The following is an 18,088-nucleotide window of genomic DNA, read 5'->3' as shown; positions in this document are numbered from 1 at the left end:
CGTCCCCTCAGCCCTTGCTTCGGGACGGGTCCTTGAGACCGATCACGGCGAAGTCGAACTGGCCGGTCCAGGAGGGGTGCCCGAAGGCTCCGGCGATGTTGTCGCCGACGAGCAGCGGCTTGCGCTCCCAGAGCAGGGGGACGGCCGGGGACGTGCGCTGGATCTCCCGGTCGAGCGCGGTCCACGCCTTGTTGGCGGCGCTCGCGTCGGACATCGCGGCGATCTCGTCCATGCGGCGCTCGACGGCCTTGTCGCGGAACTGGGAGACGTTGCCCTGGTTGCCCTTGGGCTTGATGGTGCGGCCGTCGAAGACGAACGGCAGGAAGGTGGCGGCGGACGGGTAGTCCGGGCACCAGCCGCTGATGGCCATGTCGGGGGCGTTGGCGGTGTCACCGATGGTGTCGTAGTAGACCGAGGGGTCGACGGTCTCGATCCGCAGCCGTATGCCGACCCGGGCCAGACTCTGCTGGAGCGCCTCGGCGCGGGTCTTGTCACCGGTGGACACGGTGATCGTCGTGTCGAAGCCGTCGGCCTCGCCCGCCTCGGCGAGCAGCTTCTCGGCCTTCTTCACATCACCGGTGGCCGGCCCACCGTGGACCGGGGCGGCGGCACGGCCGCCCGTGAGGGACGGCGGCAGATAGGCGGTGGCGACGTCATTGAGGGCCGGTCCGCCGTTGGCGGTCACCTGGGCCTCCTTGTCGACGGCGTACTGCATCGCCTGACGGAGCTTCGGGTCGTCGAACGGGGCCCTGGAGGTGTTCAGCGCGAGCATGTCCGTACAGCCGGTGCGCTCGGCGGAGAGCCGCTGACGGATCTCCGGCTTCGGCAGGACCTTGGCGACGCTGGAGGGCTGGAGGTCAGACCACTCGACGGCGGAGGCGTCGACGCCCGCGCTCTCGATGATCCGGTCGTCGATCTGGCCGCCCTTGAGCCCCTGGATCACGACGATGCGGTCGGGGTAGGCCTTGCGCACCGGGTCGGTCGCCGCGTCCCAGTGGGTGTTGCGGACCAGCACCAGTTTCTTGCCGCGCGCGTAGCTCTCGATGCGGTACGGGCCGGAGGAGAAGGGTCGCAGGTCGTACTGGACGCCCTTCTCACGGGACTCGGGCACGGGCGAGAAGGTAGGCAGCGTGACCGTGTAGGAGAACTCGGCGACGGGCCTGCGCAGCGCGAAGACGATGGTCCGGTCGTCGGGGGTCCGGATCGAGTCGAGGTGCTTGCCGTCCAGCGGGCCGGCGTACCCCTCGGCGTCGGCGAGATAACGCTGGGCGTAGTCGGGTCCGCCGGCGAGGTCGGGGGCGAAGGACCGCTCGACGTTGTACTTGATGTCGCGGGCCCGGATCGGGGTGCCGTCCTCGTAGACGAGGCCGGGCTTGAGGGTGAAGGTCCAGGTGCGGCCGCCGTCGGAGGATCTGCCGAGGTCGGTCGCGAGGTCGGGGACGATCTCGCTGCCCTTCTTCCCGGGTGCGGCGCGGAAGGTGGTCAGGGTGCGGTAGATCAGCCGGGTGCCGAAGTCCATCGTCGGCATGACCCAGTTGCGGGCCGGGTCCAGGTGGGCGAAGTCCTGGTTGGACAACACGGTCAGGGTGCCGCCCCGCTTCGGCGTGCCGCCGATGACGGTGCCGGTCGCCACACCGGGCTGTCGCTTGTCCGGGTCGCGGTCGTCACCTCCCTGCGTGGTGCAGGCGCCCAGCAGGGCCAGGGCGAGCGAGGTGCTCAGGGATGCGGACAGCATCCGGGTGGGACGGGACATGGGTGCACTCCTCGTACGGGGAAGGGACGTGGCAGACCGGAAACAGGCCGGAGGACGAATACGGGATCAGGCCGGGAGGAAAGGGACGGCCCGGAGGGGCCCGGTGATCCGGGCGCCCGAGCGGCCCGGAGGGCGACTGCTTGCGGAACGCGAAGCGGAGCGGGCCGGTGAATGCGCCCGCATCCATGTGGTGTGACCCGTAACATAGTAATGTGAAATTGCACAGCCAAGGAGTGCGTCACCCCGTTACCGAAACGTGTCCCCTCGACGCGGGCCGCCCAGCGGCCCGGGAGCGCCGCGGACACCGGGGCTGACGAACGCTCACCCGCCCGCCGCTACGGCATCCTCCACTCACCCTCGAAGGAGACCCATGACCTCGGAGTCCCCGGCCCAGGTACACACCGGCAGCCACGATCTGCCCGTCCCGGTCGCCCTGGACGCCTTCATGGCGGCCGACTGGGCGCCGTCCCCACTGCCCGCCGGCGCACAGGTCCCCGGCCGCGCCCTGCTGCCGGACCGCCTGGAGCGGCTGTCGGCCCGCTTCCCGGGCGAGCGGCTCGTCATACCCGCCGGGACGCTCAAGGTCCGCTCGAACGACACCGACCACCGCTTCCGGCCGCACAGCGCCTACGCCTGGCTGACCGGGCTGACCGGCGAGGAGCAGCCCGACCACGTCCTGGTCCTCGAACCCTCCGGCCCCGAGGGGCACGAGGCGGTGCTCCACGTCCGCCCCCGCTCCTCCCGGAACACCAGCGACTTCTACCGGGACCGCCGCTACGGCGAGTTCTGGGTCGGCCGCCGCCCCGACCTGGACGAGACGGCGGCGCTGACCGGGCTGCGCTGCGCCCACCTCGACGACCTGGCGAAACTCCTCACCGGCCCGCAGCCGCCGACCCGCCTGCTCGCCGGCGTCGACGCCCGGGTGGACGGCCTGCTGGCAGCCCGGTCCCATACTCCGGCGGGAGACGCCGAGTTGGACGCCGCGCTCGCCGAACTCCGGCTGCGGAAGGACTCCTGGGAGGTCGGCCAGCTCCAACTGGCCGTCGACCACACCACGGCGGGCTTCGAGGACGTCGCGCGCGCACTGCCCGACGCCCTGCGCCACCCCCGGGGCGAACGCTGGATCGAGGGCGTGTTCCAGCTGCGCGCCCGGAGCGAGGGCAACGGCACGGGGTACGAGACCATCGCGGCGGCGGGCGCGCACGCCTGCGTCCTGCACTGGATCCGCAACGACGGACCGCTCGACCCGTCCCAACTCCTCCTGCTCGACGCGGGGGTGGAGACCGACACCCTCTACACCGCGGACATCACCCGCACCCTCCCGCTGTCGGGCCGCTTCTCGCCGGCCCAACGGGACGTCTACGAACTGGTGCTGGCCGCGCAGGAGGCCGCCATCGGCGTCCTGCGTCCCGGGGCCCGGTTCCGGGACTTCCACCGCGAGGCCATGCGCGTCATCGCCGAGGGACTGCACGCGTGGGGCATCCTGCCGGTCCCGCCCGAGGAGGCGCTCGCCGACGACAGCGGCCTGTACCGCCGTTACACCCTGTGCAGCAGCGGGCACATGCTCGGCATCGACGTGCACGACTGCGCGCGGGCCCGCGCGGAGACCTATCTCGACGGCGTACTGGAGGAGGGCCACGTCCTCACCGTCGAGCCCGGGCTCTACCTCCAGCAGGACGACGAGACGCTGCCGCCCGAGCTGCGCGGCATGGGCGTGCGCATCGAGGACGACCTGGTGATCACCGCGGACGGGGCGAAGCTGCTCTCCGGCGCGCTGCCCCGTACGGTCGACGGCGTCGAGGAGTGGATGGCCCGCCTGCTGGACAGCTGACAGCGCTGACCTTCGGCCGATGAGGCACCGCGCAACGTGACATTGTATAGTGCGGTGCCACATCATTGAAGGGGAACGCATGAGTGAGCTGAAGTCCCGCAAACTCATCTCGGTGCAGGAGCATCTGCGCGACCAGGTGGCCAACGCCCTGCGTGCCGCGCTGATCGCGGGGGAACTCCAGCCGGGCGTGATCTACTCGGCGCCCACGCTCGCCGCCGAGTACGGCGTCTCCGCGACGCCCGTGCGCGAGGCCATGCTGGATCTGGCCCGCGAGGGCCTGGTCGAGGCGGTGCGCAACAAGGGGTTCCGCGTCACCGAACTCTCCGAGCGCGACCTGGACGAGTACACCGAGATCCGCGCGCTCATCGAGATCCCCACCATCGGCCGCGTGGCCCGCACCGCCTCCCGCGAGCAGTTGGAGGCGGTGCGCCCGGTGGCCGAGGAGATCGTGACCGCCGCGCAGGGCGGCGACCTGATCGCCTACCTGGAGTCGGACCGCCGCTTCCATCTCGACCTGCTCGCCCTCGCCGGGAACGCCCGCCTCGTGGAGACCGTGGCCGACCTGCGCAAGCGCTCCCGGCTCTACGGACTCACCGACCTGTCCCAGGAGGGGTCGCTGGTGGGTTCGGCGCGGGAGCACGCCGCGCTCCTGGACATCATGATCGCGGGGGACGCGGAGGAGGCCGAGGAGCACATGCGCCGCCATCTCGCGCATGTGCGGACCCTGTGGGCGGCCCGGAAGGGGGAAGCCGAACGCGCCGCCCCGTCCCGCAAGCTCGGCGCGCGCTGACGCCAAGTGCGGTCGGCGGCGGCGCACGCTGACGCCGAAGTCCGTTCGGGGCGGCGCGTGTTGGCGTAAGCCCCCTCCGGGAGCCGGCGTCGGAAGGCGGTCAGCTCCGCTCCCCCGGCCTCCCCTCCTTCCGCCGGTGGGCCGCGACGGCGACCACCAGGTCCTGCCAGCCCATCCCGCACGTCTTCACGACCAGCGGGCGGTCGGCCGGGACGTCCGCCCGTGAACCGGTCAGCTCCGCCAGGGTGACGAGGTCGTCCGGGGCGAGCGAGCCCTCGTGGACCGCCATGACGACGTCGCCCGCCTCGCGGAGGGCGGTGGCGCGGCTCTCCACCAGGACGGTGGCACGCCCCATCAGCACGCTGTCGAGCTCCCGCGCGTCCGGTTCATGCGAGCCGACCGCCAGCACCACCGCACCGTCGCGCACCAGCCGTCCGTCGACCACCGGTTCGCGCGCGGACGTCGCGGTGACGACGACGTCCGCGCGTCGCACCCAATCCGCCGCTCCCGCGCCGTCCGCAGTCAGGCGCCGGTCCGCCCAGCCGGGCACGGGCCCCCCGCGCCGGGTGACGACCGTGACGTCGGCCACCGGGACATGGGCCCGTACGGCGGCGACCTGCCCCTCCCCCTGGGGGCCCGCGCCGAAGACCACCAGGCGCAGCCCTCCGCCCCCGCCGGCGAGCGCGCGCAGCCGGTCCAGGCAGGCCGCGACCGAGACGGCGGGGGTGCGCAGGGTCGTCAGCGCCACCCCGTCCAGCAGGGCCACCGGCGTCAGGGTCGCGCTGTCGTGCAGCAGATACGTGGCGTTGATCCTCCGCAGCCCGCGCGCGGCGTTGCCGGGCGCGACGGTGGCGATCTTCACGCCGAACCAGCCGCCGGACTCCGAGGGCATGAGCAGCCCCTGACCGTGGGCCAGCGGCACGACCGCCCGCGGTACGTCGCCGTCCGGATCGAGCCCCCCGGCCAGCGCCTCCCGGACCGCGGCGACGGCCCCGGCCGGACCGAGCGCGAACACCTCCGCCGCGTCGAGCGTCACCGTCATCGCAGCACGAACCCGGGTACGAGGGTGTCGTCGGGATCGACGGTGAAGCGGCTGGTTCCGGTGGCGTACGCGGTGCCCGTCACGGCCGGGACGACCGCGTGGCGGCCGTGGACCGTGGCCAGCCGCTCGATCCGGGCACGGAAGACGGAGCCCACCACCGATTCGTGCCTCAACTCGTCGCCGAGGCGCAGTTCCCCGGCGTCGGCGAGGAGCGCCACCAGGGCCGCGGTGCCCGAGCCGCACGGGGAGCGGTCGACCTGGCCGTCCGCGAACACCGTGACGTTGCGGTGGTGCAGCAGCCAGGTGCCGTCGGGCCGTTCGACCGGGGCGCCGGCCTCCTCGGTGAACACCGTCCCGTAGACGCCGGACAGCCGTGGGTCCTCGGGGTGTTCGGCGGCGTGGGCGGCGTTCAGCGCGTCGCGGATCTCGCGGCCGGCCGCGACGATCGCGGTGACGTCCCGCGGCCGGACCCGCAGGCCGAGCCGGTACGCCGGAAGCACGGCGTACATGGCGCCGCCGAAGGCGATGTCGACGGTGACGGCTCGCTGTGAGGTGGCCACCTCGACGCCGCGCGCGTGGACATGGCCGGGAACGTTGACGAACGTCACGTCCGCGACCCGGCCACCGACCGTGCGCACGCTCGCCGTGACGCGGCCGGAGGGGACGTCGATGACGACGTCCGTCGTGCCGTCGGCCGACGCCGGGACCAGGCCGGTGGCGACCGCCCAGGCGCCGAGGGCGATCGTGCCGTGCCCGCAGGCCGTGGAGAAGCCGTCCTTGTGCCAGAAGAGGGCGCCGAGGTGGGCCCCCGGGTCGTCCGGCGGCACCAGGAAGGCCCCGTACATGTCGGCGTGGCCGCGCGGTTCGCCGCACAGCAGGGCCCGGGTCCACTGCACCCCGGCGTCGGCCATGGCGGCTGTGCGGCGCTCGGCGACGGTGGGCCCGTGCCCGGTCACGGCCGGCGGGGACACGGGCACGATCCGGAACGGCTCGCCACCGGTGTGCCAGTCGACCGTCCCGATCGGCCCGGTGTGCGGGTCGGCCGTCATACGGTGAATCCCGTCGGATAGGGGTCCGTGGGGTCGAGCAGGTACTGCGCGGTCCCGGTGATCCAGGCGCGGCCGGTGACGGAGGGCAGCACGGCGGGCCTGCCGCCGACCGTGGTCTCCGCCAGGATCCGGCCCGTGAAGCGCGAGCCGATGAAGGACTCGTTGACGAAGTCCTGCCCGGTCTTCAGCTGTCCCCGCGCGTGCAGTTGGGCCATCCGGGCACTGGTTCCCGTCCCGCAGGGCGAGCGGTCGAACCACCCGGGGTGGATGGCCATGGCGTGCCGCGAGTGCTCGGCGGTCGAGCCGGGCGCCTCCAGATAGACGTGGTGGCAGATGCCGATCGCGGGGTTCTCCGGATGGACCACCGGGTGCCGCTCGTTGATCGCCCCCATGACGGCCAGGCCCGCGTCGAGCAGCCGCCCCTTCTCTCCCCGGTCGAAGGGGATGCCGAGGTCCTCGGTGCGCACGATGGCGTAGAAGTTGCCGCCGTACGCCATGTCGTATCGGACCGGGCCGAACCCCTCGACCTCGACGACCTGGTCCAGCGCGTGGCTGTAGGAGGCGACGTTCTCCAGGGTGACGGACTCCGCGCGGCCGTCGCGCACGGCGACCCGTGCCAGGACGAGGCCGGCGGGGGTGTCGAGGCGGATGAGGGTCTCCGGTTCGACCGCTTCGACCATGCCCGTCTCCAGGAGGACCGTGGCCACGCCGATGGTGCCGTGGCCGCACATGGGCAGGCAGCCGGAGACCTCGATGAACAGCACGCCGAAGTCGGCGTCCGGCCGGGTCGGTGGCTGGAGGATCGCTCCGGACATGGCCCCGTGCCCGCGCGGCTCGCACATGAGCAGGGTGCGCAGGCCGTCGCGTTCCGCCATGAACCGCTGCCGTCGCTCGGACATCGTCGCGCCCGGCAGGACACCCACCCCGCCGGTGATGACCCGGGTCGGCATTCCCTCGGTGTGCGAGTCGACCGCGTGGTAACAGACCTTCGAGCGCACGTCAGTTCACCCCCGCGTCGATGAGGGCCTGGGTGGCGGAGCGGACGACGGCCTCGGTCTCCGGGTCCATGGTCTGCCGGGGCGGACGGCAGCCGCCGCCGGTCCGGCCGATCAAGTCCTGGCCGAGCTTGATCGCCTGGACGAACTCGGTCCTGCTGTCCCACCGCAGTACGGAGTGGAGCTGTCGGTAGAGCGGGAGCGCGGTGCCGAGATCGCCGGCCAGCGAGGCGTTGTAGAGGTCGAGGCAGGCACGCGGGAAGACCTGGGGGTAGCCGGCGACCCAGCCCTTGGCGCCGGCGACGCCGACTTCCAGGAGGGTGTCGTCGGTGCCGACGATCAGGTCGAGCCCGGGGGCGAGTTCGTTGATGGCGTAGCACCTGCGGACGTCGCCGGAGAACTCCTTCACGCCCACGATGAATCCTTCGGCGTGCAGCTTGGCCAGCAGCTCCGGGCGAAGGTCGACCTTGGTGTCGATGGGGTTGTTGTAGGCGGTGACGGGGAGTCCGGCGGAGGCCACCATCGCGTAGTGCTCCAGGACGGCGCGGTCGTCGGCTCGGTAGGCGTTGGGCGGCAGGCACATGACGGCCTGGCAGCCGGCGTCCTTGGCGAACCGCGCGTGCCGCCTCGCCTCGATCGCGCCGTACGCTCCGACGCCCGGCATCACGGTGAAACCCTCGGGGGCGTTCGCGACGGCGGTCTCCACGACGCGGTCGCGTTCCTCGTACGTCAGGGTCTGGTATTCGCCCAGAGAGCCGTTCGGGGCGACGCCGTGCAGGCCCTGTTCGGCGAGCCAGGCGACGTTGTCCCCGAAGGCGCCGTGGTCGACGGCGAGGTCCGGACCGAACGGGAGGCTCGTCGCGACGATGACGCCGTGCCAGGGCATGCGGGTGCGGATGGAGGTGCGGTCCAGGGCCATGGGAACTCCTCAGGTGTGGTCGGAAGTGGACTCGCCGGAATCGGCGAGCGCACCGAGGGTGACGGGGGTCGCGATCAGCCGCTCGGCGGGGGCGTACGGCTCGCCGCGGGCGACGAGGCAGTGCACGGCGGGCCCGCACATCCGGCCCTGGCACCAGCCCATACCGGCTCTGGTCAGCTGTTTGACCTGCCGGTGGTCGGCTGCCGAATCGTCGGCGCGGGCGGACCGGACCGCCCCCGCGGTGACCTCTTCGCACCGGCAGACCGGTGTGTCGTCGGTCAGCCACGCGGGCCAGGCCGGGGGCAGGGGGTGTGCCTGCGCCATCGCTCGGGCGAAGGCGCGGTGCCGGGCCACCGCCCGGCGCTCCGCGGCCGGGCGGCGGGTGCCGGGCCGGCCAGGGGCGGAGAGGTCGGTGAGCACCGAGACGGCGGCGACGCGGCCCTCGCTCACCGCGAGCGCGGCCCCGCCCACGCCGCAGGTCTCGCCCGCCGCGTACAGCCCGGGCACCGTGGTGCGCTGTCCGTCGTCGACGGCGGCGGCCATGGTGCCGTCGCCCGCGTCGCCGAGGCCGCAGCCGAGCGGGAGCACCAGGTCGAGCTGGGGGACGAAGCCCCAGCCGACGCCCACGGTGTCGGCCTCGATCCGGCGCTCCGTGCCCGGGAGCGGGCGCCCGTCGGTGTCCAGGGCGGCGGTGCGCACCACGGCGACCCGCCCCTCCCCTTCGGCGCCGACGATCGCGGTGCGGGTCCGGACCGGGACGCGGTGCCGGGCGAGGGTGCCCGCGTACTGGGCGCCCTCGGCCCACTTGGCGGGGTTGCGCAGCAGGGCTGCGGGGTGGCGCAGCCAGGCCGAGGGCGCCGCCGCCTCGCACACGGCGACGACCTTCGCCCCGCGTGCGGCGAGCGCGGCGGCGACCGGCAGCAGGAAGGGGCCCGTGCCGCCGAGGACCACCCGGCGGCCGGGGACGACTCCCCCACCCTTGAGCAGCGACTGGAGCCCCCCGGCGGTGAGCACACCGGGCAGGTCCCAGCCGGGGAAGGGGAGTTGGCGGTCGTAGGCGCCGGTCGCCACCAGCAGGGCCGGTGCGCGCAGCACGACGGCCTTCTCCTCGGGCACCCGGCCGCGGTCCATGGCGTGGACGGCGAAGCCGACCTCGTCGCGGGCCGTGGTCCACACATGGTGGTTCAGCAGCAGCGCGAGTCTCCCGGTGCGCTCGTGGGCGGAGAGGGTGGCGTGCAGCGCCCGGTAGGTGCTCAGCCCGTGGTGCAGATCCGCGGTCGGAACGGCCTCTCGTGCGAAGAGCGGGGGGTGGCGCCAGAACTGGCCGCCCGGGGCGGCGCCCGAGTCGACGAGAGCGACCCGCAACCCGCCGTCCAGGGCGGTGGCGGCGGCGGCCATGCCGGCCGGGCCCGCGCCCACCACCACGAGGTCACGGGACTCACTCATCGTCGCCCTCCCCGGTCGTGACGGCCATGCCCGCGCGGGCCTGCACCAGGCAGGCGCGCTGCCCGCCCGTTCCGTCGACGGTCACCAGGCAGTCGTAGCAGACGCCGATCCCGCAGAAGATCCCCCGGGGCCGTCGCCCGCCCCGGGTGGTCCGCCAGGCGACCCGGCCCGAGGCGACGAGCGCGGCGGCCAGGGTCTGTCCCGGTACGAACGGCAACGGTTCGCCGTCCACGGTGAACGCGGTCACTGCGGTCACTTCGGCACACCTCCGGTGGTGAGGAATCGGTCGGGCAGGAGGCCGGTGTGGGCGGCCGGATCGGCGCCGCGCCACGGGCGGCCGAGGAGTTGGGCGGTGACCAGGGCGCCGGTCCCGGGTGCGAGGCCGATGCCGGCGCCCTCGTGGCCGCACGCGTGGACGACGCCGGGGACGCGGGGGTCGGGGCCGATGACCGGCAGATGGTCCGGGCAGTACGGTCGGAAGCCCCGGTAGGCGCGGATCAGGTGGACGCCGCGCAGGAACGGGAAGAGGCGGCACGCCTGGGCGGCGAGCGTGGCCACCACGGCCGGGTTCATCGCGGTGTCGAAGCCGACGCGTTCGCGGCTGGCGCCGATCAGGATCGTGCCCGCGCGGGTGCCCTCGACGACGCACGACGTCTCCAGCCCCTCGTCGCTGGAGGCGACGTTGGCCACGTAGTCGGCGGAGTAGACCTTGTGCCGGATCATCGGCGGCAGCGGCTCGGTGACGAGGACGAAGCCCCGGCGGGGCAGGATCTCGACGGGTGCGCCGAGCCGGCGGCCGACCTCGCCGCCCCAGGTGCCGGCGGCGTTGACCACGGCGTCGGCGGGCAGCACCGTGCCATCTGCGGTGCGCACTCCGGTGATCCTGCCGTCGGCCCCGGTGACCGCGGCCGCGGCCTCGCCGGTGTGCGTCCGGGCGCCGTGCCGGACCGCGGCACGCAGCAGTGCGGCCGCCGCGAGAACGGGCTGCACCTGGGCGTCCTGCGGGTAGTGGACGCCGCCGGGGAGGCCGGGCGCGATATGGGGTTCGAGTTCGCCGACGCGCTCGACGGCTTCGGTGCGGACGCCTGCGCCCGCCTGGCGTGCGGCGAACGCGTGCAGGGACCCGAGGGCTTCGGGTGTGCTCGCGACGACCAGGCCGCCCTTGGCCTCCAGTTCGACCGTTTCCGGGCCGAGTTCCTCGCCGGCCTCGTCCCAGAGGTCACGGCTGAGCCGGGCCAGCTCCAGTTCGGGGCCGGGCTCCTTGTCGGAGAGAAGGATGTTGCCCTCCCCCCGGCTGGTCGTGCCCGCGCCGACGGGACCACGGTCGAGGACCGTGACGTCGAGCCCCGCCGCGGCGGCGTGGAACGCGCACGCGGCGCCCACGATGCCCGCTCCGACGACGACGACTTTCATGGCCGCTCCTTAGTGCAATGTCACATGCCATTGCTTAGGCTATACATCCGGACGACCCGAGGACAACGCCACCGCCCCGGTGACTTTCACCCGGGCACCCGACGACGGCGCGCCGCCCACCGGCGCGCACAGGGAGACGCATCGCTGTGAACCCGACCGGAAACCCATCTCTGCCCGGGGACTCGTTCCCGAACGGACCCGCCCCCCTGACCGGGCACTCACTCCTGGCCGGACACACGCTCCGGACCGGGCACTCGCTCCTAGCCGGTCGCGAGGTCCCCGGCACCGGGGACGCCTGGTACGCGGTCGCCGCCGCGACCGGCGAACCGTTCGGCCCCCCGCACCGGGACGCCTCGACGGAACAGGTCACCGAGGCCGCCCGGCTCGCCGCGGCGGACTCCCGCGCCTTCCGCGCCCTGCCGCCCGAGCGGCGGGCCGCCTTCCTCGACGCCTGCGCGGAGGAGATCGAGGCGCTCGGCGACGCCCTGCTGGAACTCGCGGCCCGGGAGAGCGGACTCCCGCCGGCCCGACTGACCGGTGAACGTGGGCGCACCTGCGGGCAGTTGCGCCTCTTCGCCGACCTCGTCAGGAGCGGGACGGCCCTCGGCGCCCGAATCGACACCGGCCCCTCGGGCACGGACGTACGGCTCCGGCGCGTCCCTCTCGGCCCGGTGGCCGTGTTCGGTGCGAGCAACTTCCCGCTGGCGTTCTCGGTCGCGGGCGGCGACACCGCGTCCGCGCTGGCCGCCGGCTGCCCCGTGGTGGTCAAGTCGCACCCGGCGCACCCGGGCACCGGGGAGGCGGTGGCCCGCGCCGTCACGACCGCCGCCGCGCGCACCGGTATGCCGGCCGGCGTGTTCTCCCTGCTGGTGGGCCGGGACCACGACGTCGGCCTCGCCCTGGTCGGCGATCCACGGATCACCGCGGTGGGGTTCACCGGCTCCCGGGCCGGCGGGCTGGCGCTGATCGCGGCCGGCCGGTCGCGCCCGGTGCCCATCCCGGTCCACGCCGAGATGTCCGCGGTCAATCCCGTGATCATGCTCGACGGGGCCCTCGCCCGACCGGAACAGGCGGCCGCCCAGTACGTGGCGTCGCTGACGGCCGGCGCGGGGCAGTTCTGCACGAACCCCGGCCTCCTGCTGCTGCCGGCCGGACCGGCGGGCGACGCCTTCCTTTCGGCCGTGGCCCTGGCCATGAAGGCAACGGAGGGGCAGGTCATGCTCACCCCGGACATCGCCCGGGCGTACACGGAGGGCGTACGGCGGTGGGAGGACGTCCCAGGCGTACGGGAGGTGGCCCGGGGCACGACGGGGGCCGGCCCGTACACGCCGGCCCCCGTCGTCCTGGCGTGCGACGCGGCCACGTACACCGCGCACGAGGACCTCACGGGCGAGGTCTTCGGCGCGGCGGGGCTCGTCGTGCGCTGGTCCGGTACGGACGAACTCCTGCGCCTGCTGGATGAGTTGGAGGGCCAGCTGACGGCCACCCTGCACGGGACGGACGCCGACCGTTCGACGGCCCTCGGGCTGCTGCCGGTGCTGGAGGAGCGGGCGGGCCGCGTTCTGTGGGGCGGCTGGCCCACCGGCGTCGAGGTCTGCCACGCGATGGTGCACGGGGGGCCGTGGCCCGCGACGAGTTCGCCCGGGGCGACGAGCGTCGGCACCCTCGCCGTCGAGCGCTGGCTGCGGCCGGTCTGCTACCAGTCCTTCCCCGACGCCCTCCTGCCCTCCGAACTCCGCGACGACAACCCCCTGCGGGTCCCCCGCCAGACAGAAGCCGGCCTCATCCAGGGAGCCTGAACTGCGGCAGCACCAGCGCCGAATGGGCTGGCCGCCCCTCTGCCTGGGGCATGGAGCCGAGACCGCGCAGCATGGTGTTGCGCTGCTCCAGCGCCCGGGCGGTGGTCGGGAAGAGGGCGGCCTCGCCCTTGCCGACCTGATCCTGGTTCAGGGTCACGAACGCACGGGTGTCACGCTCGTAGGTGGCGAAGCCCGCGGCGTGATCCCGTTCGGCCGCCAGGGATCCGGCGAGCATGTACGCGCCGACCAGGGCGAGGCTGGAGCCCTGTCCGGTGAGGAACGAGGGCGCGTACGCGGCGTCGCCCACCAGCGCGACTCTGCCGCTGGACCAGCGGGGCATGCGGATCTGGCTGACCACGTCGAAGACCTCGGCGACCAGGTCCCGTTGGGCCTCCGGGTCATGGAACGCGTCGAACGGCGGTTCCGTGCGCGCGAAGTTGAGGAAGCCGTGCACGTCGCCATCGTCGCCCACGGCGTACAGCACGGCGGCCCGGCCCGGGGCGTACCACATCGTGGTCTCGCGGACGAGCCCGAAGTTGTTGCGCAGGGTGAACCCGGCGAAGCAGTAGCCGAGATAGCGGTGGAAACGCTCCTCGGGTCAGAACAGGAGCCCGCGGGTGTGCGAGTGCAGCCCGTCCGCCCCCAGCACCAGATCGAACGTACGGCTGCCGCCGCCACCGCCCGAGCCGACCATGCCCTCCGCGCCAACGCCGGCCCGACCCCGGCGGCGGGCGCGGCTGACCCTGGCCGAGGACGTTGTGCACATCGGCACATCGGCCACCGTCGAGTTCACCCTGGCCGCCATCGATCCCCGGGAGGCAGAGCTCGACAAGACGGATCCCGTTTCCGTACTCGTGATCGCCACGCCGCTCTCCTCCGCGACGCTGGAACCGCCCGCGACATCCTGTGCGACGGATGACGAGACACCCGCGCGGTTCACGTTCACGGCCTGGGAACCAGGCGAGCACCGGCTGCGCTTTCGAGCTTGCGACCCCACGTCCGGCAAGGTGCTGCAGGTGGTCGAGGCGACGCTCCCCATGGCCGTGCCGGAACCGCTCGGGAGGCCGTGAACGGTGGCGCACGAACTGCACTCCGAGGTCCTGCACAACCCCTCGGACGACCTCACCCAGTGGCCCGGCGACCACGGACAGCGCCCCCTAATGTCTCGTGATTCTGTTCATGTCAGTTCGAGTTGTTATTGACGAGTTTCTTCACGTTGGTCGGGACGAGTCTGACCTTCGCGAGGACCTCGCCGGCGGTCGCGGTCCAGGTGAACGGTTTCGCGCTTTCGTTCCAGGAGTTGATGTAGTCGCGGATCTGTTTGATCAGGACGTTGACGCTGGAGAAGGTGCCGCGGTGGATGGACTGCCGGGTCAGGATTCCGAACTAGGTCTCGATCTGGTTCAGCCACGAGGAGCCGACGGGAGTGAAATGGAAGTGGACGTGCGGGTTCTTGGCCAGCCACTCCTTGACCTCCGGAGTGGTGTGCGTCGAGAGGTTGTCCAGGACGACATGGATGTCCTTCCCGGCGTGTGGTCTGACGGCCTTCTTCAAGAAGGCCAGGAAGTCCTGGCCGTTCCGGGTCGGCCTGCACTCGCCGAGCACTTCGCCGGTGGTCACGTTCAGGGCGGCGAACAGGTTCGTGGTGCCGTGCCGGACGTAGTCGGCGGTGCGTTTCTCGCTCGCCTCGAAGGCGACCGGCAGCACCGGCTGGGTCCGGTCCAGTGCCTGGATCTGCGTCTTTTCGTCGATCGAGAGGACCACGGCGCCACCCGGTGGGGCGAGGTAGAGGCCGATCACGTCGGCGACCCTCTCCGCGAACGCGGGGTCCTTCGAGATCTTGAAGGTGCCGTTCCGGTGCGGCTTGAGATGCTCCTCGCGCCAGATTCGCGCGATGTAGTGCCAGGACACGGAGATGCCCTCGGTCCGCTTCAGATATTTCGCCAACTCGCGTGTGGACCAGTGCGAAAGCCCCGTGCCATCCGGCGGCGTCATGCGGGTCAGCGCGATCACGCGGGCCCGTACCCGTGCCGGCACCTGTTCCCGGGCTCCGCCGGGCCGGTCGCCTTCCAGCCCGGCCAGTCCGACTTCGGCATAACGCCGCTTCCAGCGGTCCACTGTCGGCAGCGATACGCCAAGCAGCGCGGCGATGTCCTTGCGTCGACGGCCTTCGCTCGACCACAGCACGATCCGGCCCCGCGTCGCCATGTCGGCGGGCACGTCCCGGCTGTTCACCAACTCCCGCAACTCGGCGGCCTGTTCCACGGAGAGCTCCACACCAAACAACCCTGCCACACAAGATCAAGTAACGCTGACGGAATCACGAGACACTAGTACTGCAAGTCCCACCGGGCGGGCTGCTGACCCCACCGTGACGGGACGGTCCGGTGGTGGGCGACAGCGCCACAACACCGACTCCACCGCCCCCGCGACGGTGCGGGCAGGCACCACCGCGGTGAGGACGAGCACCACCAGGAGCACGGCTCTGCCGCCTCGCACTCGTATCACTGGTGCGATGGCTCTCATGCGTGCGAGGTGTGCGACGGGTGTGGCCGAACACTGCACTGCGCCGGGGTAAGCCGCGCAACCCCCCTTGTTATGGGAAGGCGGTCCGATGGCGGGCGGGTGGTAGAAAGGATTCGCGGCGGCTGGACAGTCGGGTGGCCCGGACTGGTGGAAGCACTCTGCGGCGCAGCGGGGTAAGCCGCGCAACCCCTTCCCCCCAAGGGTGATCGAGTCGAATGCCGTCCGGGCGGTGCGGTCCGCCTCCGGGCGCCTGGGCCGGGGAGGACGGGGGCATGACGCGTCCGATGCTGACCCAGCGGGAGGCCGCCGCGTGCGGTGTGAGCCGGTCCACGATCCGCCGCCGCCGTGAGGCGCGGGACCTGCCCGGCGCGGTCTCGGACGAGACCCGGGGATGGCTCATCCCGGTGGACGTCCTCTTGGCGGCCGGGTTCCGGCTGAACGCTCCCGCAGGCCCCGATCCCGCCGCGGCTTCCCCGGCCGGGACTGCTCCCGGGGGAACCTATTTGGTGACGGTGGGGTCGATCCACGCTCCGTAGCCCTCGTGGGTGCTGAAGGACTCCTGGGTGGTGAGCTTGATCCGGAAGACGCCGCTGATGTCGAGGGACACCTTCTTCACCGTGTCCCCGGGAGCCATCGTGAACTCTTTGGCGACGCCGTCGTCGAGCTGGACGGTGAAGGTGATGACGTCGCCGGAGGGCGTGGCGTCCGAGACACCGGCGCTGGCCGTGAACGTCTTGTACTCGCGGCCGAGCTGCCAGGTGCGCTCAGCCTCGAACGCGTACAGGGTCGCGGGGTAGGCGCGGTTGTTGACGGTGAGGGCACCGGCGGTGAACGAACGCTTGGTGCCCTCCGGGTAGACGTCCATCGGCACCAGGTCCTCGATCAGCGACCAGCTGCTCCGCTCCGGCGCCGGCGCAGGCGCGGCAGGTGTCGCCGGGGCCGAGGGCGTCGGAGGTGAGGATGTCGGGGTGGCGGGGATGGTGCGGGGGGTTGCCGACACCGTTGGGGTGGCCCGGTTGTCCGTGTCGTCGGTGCCGGCCGCCCAGATCCCGACCGCGGCGCCGCCGCCCGCCAGGCACACCACGGCCGCCGCTGCGGCGATCAGCACGAGGGGACGCCGGCGGCGGCCGGACAGTGACGGTTCCGTGAAGCTGGTGGGGGGGTCCGGGAGGCAGGGGCGGCGCCGATGCCTGGTGCGCTCCCGCACCGGTCCCGGTTCCCGCCGGGACCAGGTCACCCGAACTCCCGGCCGCCTCCATCACCGCCAGACGCCCTCGGGAGTCGTCCAGCTCCGTGACAGGGGCACCGCGTCGCCGGACGAGCTCGCCGCGGCGTTCGGCCAGGGCCCGGGCCTCCTCCTCGAGCCGGCTCCGGCGTTGCCGGCCTCCGGTGCCTGTGCCGGGGGGCTGTGCCCGGCGGGTCTCCTCTTCGAGGTCCAGGCGGAGCTGGTTCTCCCGTGCGCGGATCTCCGCGAGTTCCGCGGCGAGCCGGTGGAGGGTTTCCTCGCCGTCCAGGAGGCGCAGCAGGAGGGAGTTCTGGTCGCTGCCCCGGGTGGTGGCGCCGGTGTCGATGAGGACAGTGCGGTAAGCGGAGAAGAGCTCCGTGCGGCGCTGCGGGGCGGCGGGGTCGTCGGTGCGGCGGGCGACTTCGGTGAGGAGGTCGTTCAGGAAGTCCCACGGGGGCAGGTTGGTGCCCAGGGTGTACTTGCGGACCGTGGAGTCCTTGTAAGCGCGAACCGGGCGGCGAACTCACGTGAACTCAGCCCCGTGAGGTCCAGCAGGACCCGCAGCCGGGCGCCGAACCCGGCCTTCAGCCGGTCCCTCTCCTCACGCGCCTGCCGACGCGCGGGCAGACCCTCACCCTGACCGTTCTCGTGCTGGCTCACCTGTGCTCCCCCTCACCACCCCGGCCGGTGCTCTCCAGCACCGAAAACCGTTGTCGCGGCGCGGTCGCCCACCACCCGACAGCCCGGTCACTGTAAAGCCAACTCGCCTCGACAGCAGTGGGGTTGGGCTCTTCCCGTACGGCATGTCGCGGGAATGGCCGAACCCCACCCTCTGCGGGGCCCGAACGGGAAGGAACACCATGACCGGCCACCTCATCACCGTCCTGCTCCTGCTCACCCTCACCGGGCTCGGTATCAGCCGGCTCTCCTACAAGAACCCCGCCCTGGGCACCTCCATGGTCACCGCCACCACCGTCCTCGCCCTCCTCTACACCGTCCTCACCACCTGACCGACCACTACAGCAGGGGGCCGATGCACGAGAAACATCCGGTTCACCACCTGCTTCTCCTGAGCACCACCACCGGGAGGCCCCCCCAGCGCGACGATGGCGGCGAGAGCTGTCCATCCCGCCATGATCGCGTTGCTCCACCGCGGGGCCTGGTAGCTCAGGTAGACGGGACCCACGACGAGAGCGGCCGCCACCAGCCAGCCGATCAGAGCACGCACCACGGCTGGTACCTCCGGCACACCGGAAAGCTCCTCAAGAAGCCGGTCGCGCCGAGCGTCAGGACGCGCCCG

18 protein-coding genes and 1 pseudogene are annotated in these 18,088 nt (G+C 72.6%); 6 read left to right on the top strand and 13 right to left on the bottom strand.

Annotated features, from left to right (window positions below; all coding sequences use genetic code 11):
• Nucleotides 1-7: 7 nt before the first annotated feature.
• Nucleotides 8-1,753, bottom strand: coding sequence for an ABC transporter substrate-binding protein (locus tag ACK8N7_RS36685; RefSeq protein ID WP_403218346.1), 1,746 nt, complete (start codon nt 1,751-1,753; stop codon nt 8-10).
• Nucleotides 1,754-2,123: 370 nt separating this feature from the next.
• On the opposite strand from ACK8N7_RS36685, the gene ACK8N7_RS36680 reads away from it, so the two are divergent.
• On the top strand, nt 2,124-3,584 hold the full coding sequence (locus ACK8N7_RS36680; protein ID WP_403218345.1) for an aminopeptidase P family protein: 1,461 nt from the start codon (nt 2,124-2,126) through the stop codon (nt 3,582-3,584).
• Between the two features lie 79 nt (nt 3,585-3,663).
• Complete coding sequence (locus ACK8N7_RS36675; protein WP_403218344.1) at nt 3,664-4,374, top strand: GntR family transcriptional regulator; 711 nt, start codon at nt 3,664-3,666, stop codon at nt 4,372-4,374.
• A 100-nt stretch (nt 4,375-4,474) separates the two neighbouring features.
• Here ACK8N7_RS36675 and ACK8N7_RS36670 read toward each other — a convergent pair whose 3' ends face one another.
• From ACK8N7_RS36670 to ACK8N7_RS36640, 7 genes are read right to left on the bottom strand one after another with little or no spacing between them, the layout of a single operon-like run.
• Complete coding sequence (locus tag ACK8N7_RS36670; protein WP_500445437.1) at nt 4,475-5,416, bottom strand: ornithine cyclodeaminase family protein; 942 nt, start codon at nt 5,414-5,416, stop codon at nt 4,475-4,477.
• Nucleotides 5,413-6,465 carry a proline racemase family protein gene (locus ACK8N7_RS36665; RefSeq protein WP_500445435.1) on the bottom strand — a complete coding sequence of 351 codons (1,053 nt, stop codon included), beginning with the start codon at nt 6,463-6,465 and terminating at the stop codon, nt 5,413-5,415. The genes ACK8N7_RS36670 and ACK8N7_RS36665 overlap by 4 nt, the downstream gene beginning before the upstream one ends.
• Nucleotides 6,462-7,463, bottom strand: coding sequence for a proline racemase family protein (locus ACK8N7_RS36660; RefSeq protein ID WP_500445433.1), 1,002 nt, complete (start codon nt 7,461-7,463; stop codon nt 6,462-6,464). Before ACK8N7_RS36660 ends, ACK8N7_RS36665 begins: the two co-directional genes overlap by 4 nt.
• 1 nt (nt 7,464) lies before the next feature.
• Nucleotides 7,465-8,379, bottom strand: a complete 915-nt coding sequence (locus ACK8N7_RS36655) for a dihydrodipicolinate synthase family protein (protein ID WP_403218340.1) — start codon at nt 8,377-8,379, stop codon at nt 7,465-7,467.
• Nucleotides 8,380-8,388: 9 nt separating this feature from the next.
• Entirely contained in the window at nt 8,389-9,825 is a 1,437-nt protein-coding gene (locus tag ACK8N7_RS36650) for an FAD/NAD(P)-dependent oxidoreductase (RefSeq protein ID WP_500445431.1), read from the bottom strand.
• The gene (locus tag ACK8N7_RS36645; RefSeq protein ID WP_079251489.1) at nt 9,818-10,081 is read right to left on the bottom strand and encodes a (2Fe-2S)-binding protein; all 264 of its coding nucleotides are present in this window, start codon (nt 10,079-10,081) and stop codon (nt 9,818-9,820) included. Before ACK8N7_RS36645 ends, ACK8N7_RS36650 begins: the two co-directional genes overlap by 8 nt.
• Nucleotides 10,078-11,238, bottom strand: coding sequence for an NAD(P)/FAD-dependent oxidoreductase (locus ACK8N7_RS36640; RefSeq protein WP_500445429.1), 1,161 nt, complete (start codon nt 11,236-11,238; stop codon nt 10,078-10,080). The genes ACK8N7_RS36645 and ACK8N7_RS36640 overlap by 4 nt, the downstream gene beginning before the upstream one ends.
• A gap of 146 nt (nt 11,239-11,384) precedes the next feature.
• On the opposite strand from ACK8N7_RS36640, the gene ACK8N7_RS36635 reads away from it, so the two are divergent.
• On the top strand, nt 11,385-13,037 hold the full coding sequence (locus ACK8N7_RS36635; RefSeq protein ID WP_500445427.1) for an aldehyde dehydrogenase (NADP(+)): 1,653 nt from the start codon (nt 11,385-11,387) through the stop codon (nt 13,035-13,037).
• Here ACK8N7_RS36635 and ACK8N7_RS36630 read toward each other — a convergent pair.
• Nucleotides 13,021-13,713: pseudogene (locus ACK8N7_RS36630) on the bottom strand (FAD-dependent monooxygenase); the annotation flags it as partial. The gene ACK8N7_RS36635 and the pseudogene ACK8N7_RS36630 sit on opposite strands and share 17 nt — an antisense overlap.
• 16 nt (nt 13,714-13,729) lie before the next feature.
• Between ACK8N7_RS36630 and ACK8N7_RS36625 the strand changes: the two are divergent.
• The gene (locus ACK8N7_RS36625) at nt 13,730-14,107 is read left to right on the top strand and encodes a hypothetical protein (RefSeq protein WP_500445425.1); all 378 of its coding nucleotides are present in this window, start codon (nt 13,730-13,732) and stop codon (nt 14,105-14,107) included.
• A 112-nt stretch (nt 14,108-14,219) separates the two neighbouring features.
• On the opposite strand, the gene ACK8N7_RS36620 is transcribed toward ACK8N7_RS36625, so the two are convergent.
• Both ACK8N7_RS36620 and ACK8N7_RS36615 read right to left on the bottom strand, forming a co-directional pair.
• Nucleotides 14,220-14,414, bottom strand: coding sequence for a hypothetical protein (locus tag ACK8N7_RS36620; RefSeq protein ID WP_500445940.1), 195 nt, complete (start codon nt 14,412-14,414; stop codon nt 14,220-14,222).
• A 9-nt stretch (nt 14,415-14,423) separates the two neighbouring features.
• Nucleotides 14,424-15,314 carry an IS630 family transposase gene (locus tag ACK8N7_RS36615; protein ID WP_500445423.1) on the bottom strand — a complete coding sequence of 297 codons (891 nt, stop codon included), beginning with the start codon at nt 15,312-15,314 and terminating at the stop codon, nt 14,424-14,426.
• 521 nt (nt 15,315-15,835) lie between these two features.
• Between ACK8N7_RS36615 and ACK8N7_RS36610 the strand changes: the two genes are divergently transcribed.
• Entirely contained in the window at nt 15,836-16,099 is a 264-nt protein-coding gene (locus tag ACK8N7_RS36610) for a hypothetical protein (protein ID WP_403218334.1), read from the top strand.
• Here ACK8N7_RS36610 and ACK8N7_RS36605 read toward each other — a convergent pair.
• Nucleotides 16,063-16,671, bottom strand: coding sequence for an NPCBM/NEW2 domain-containing protein (locus ACK8N7_RS36605; protein ID WP_500445421.1), 609 nt, complete (start codon nt 16,669-16,671; stop codon nt 16,063-16,065). The genes ACK8N7_RS36610 and ACK8N7_RS36605 overlap by 37 nt on opposite strands.
• A 977-nt stretch (nt 16,672-17,648) precedes the next feature.
• On the opposite strand from ACK8N7_RS36605, the gene ACK8N7_RS36600 reads away from it, so the two are divergent.
• A complete protein-coding gene (locus ACK8N7_RS36600; protein ID WP_403218332.1) occupies nt 17,649-17,798 on the top strand; it encodes a hypothetical protein in 150 nt (49 codons plus the stop codon).
• Here the strand turns inward: ACK8N7_RS36600 and ACK8N7_RS36595 are convergent.
• Nucleotides 17,777-18,037 carry a hypothetical protein gene (locus ACK8N7_RS36595; RefSeq protein WP_500445419.1) on the bottom strand — a complete coding sequence of 87 codons (261 nt, stop codon included), beginning with the start codon at nt 18,035-18,037 and terminating at the stop codon, nt 17,777-17,779. The two genes, ACK8N7_RS36600 and ACK8N7_RS36595, sit on opposite strands and share 22 nt — an antisense overlap.
• Nucleotides 18,038-18,088: the final 51 nt, after the last annotated feature.

It is taken from the genome of Streptomyces griseobrunneus (genome assembly GCF_046713465.1).
GTDB classification, from domain to species: Bacteria; Actinomycetota; Actinomycetes; order Streptomycetales; family Streptomycetaceae; genus Streptomyces; species Streptomyces microflavus.
Note: the sequence above shows the minus strand (reverse complement) of the source record. Positions and strands in the feature narration are given on the sequence as shown.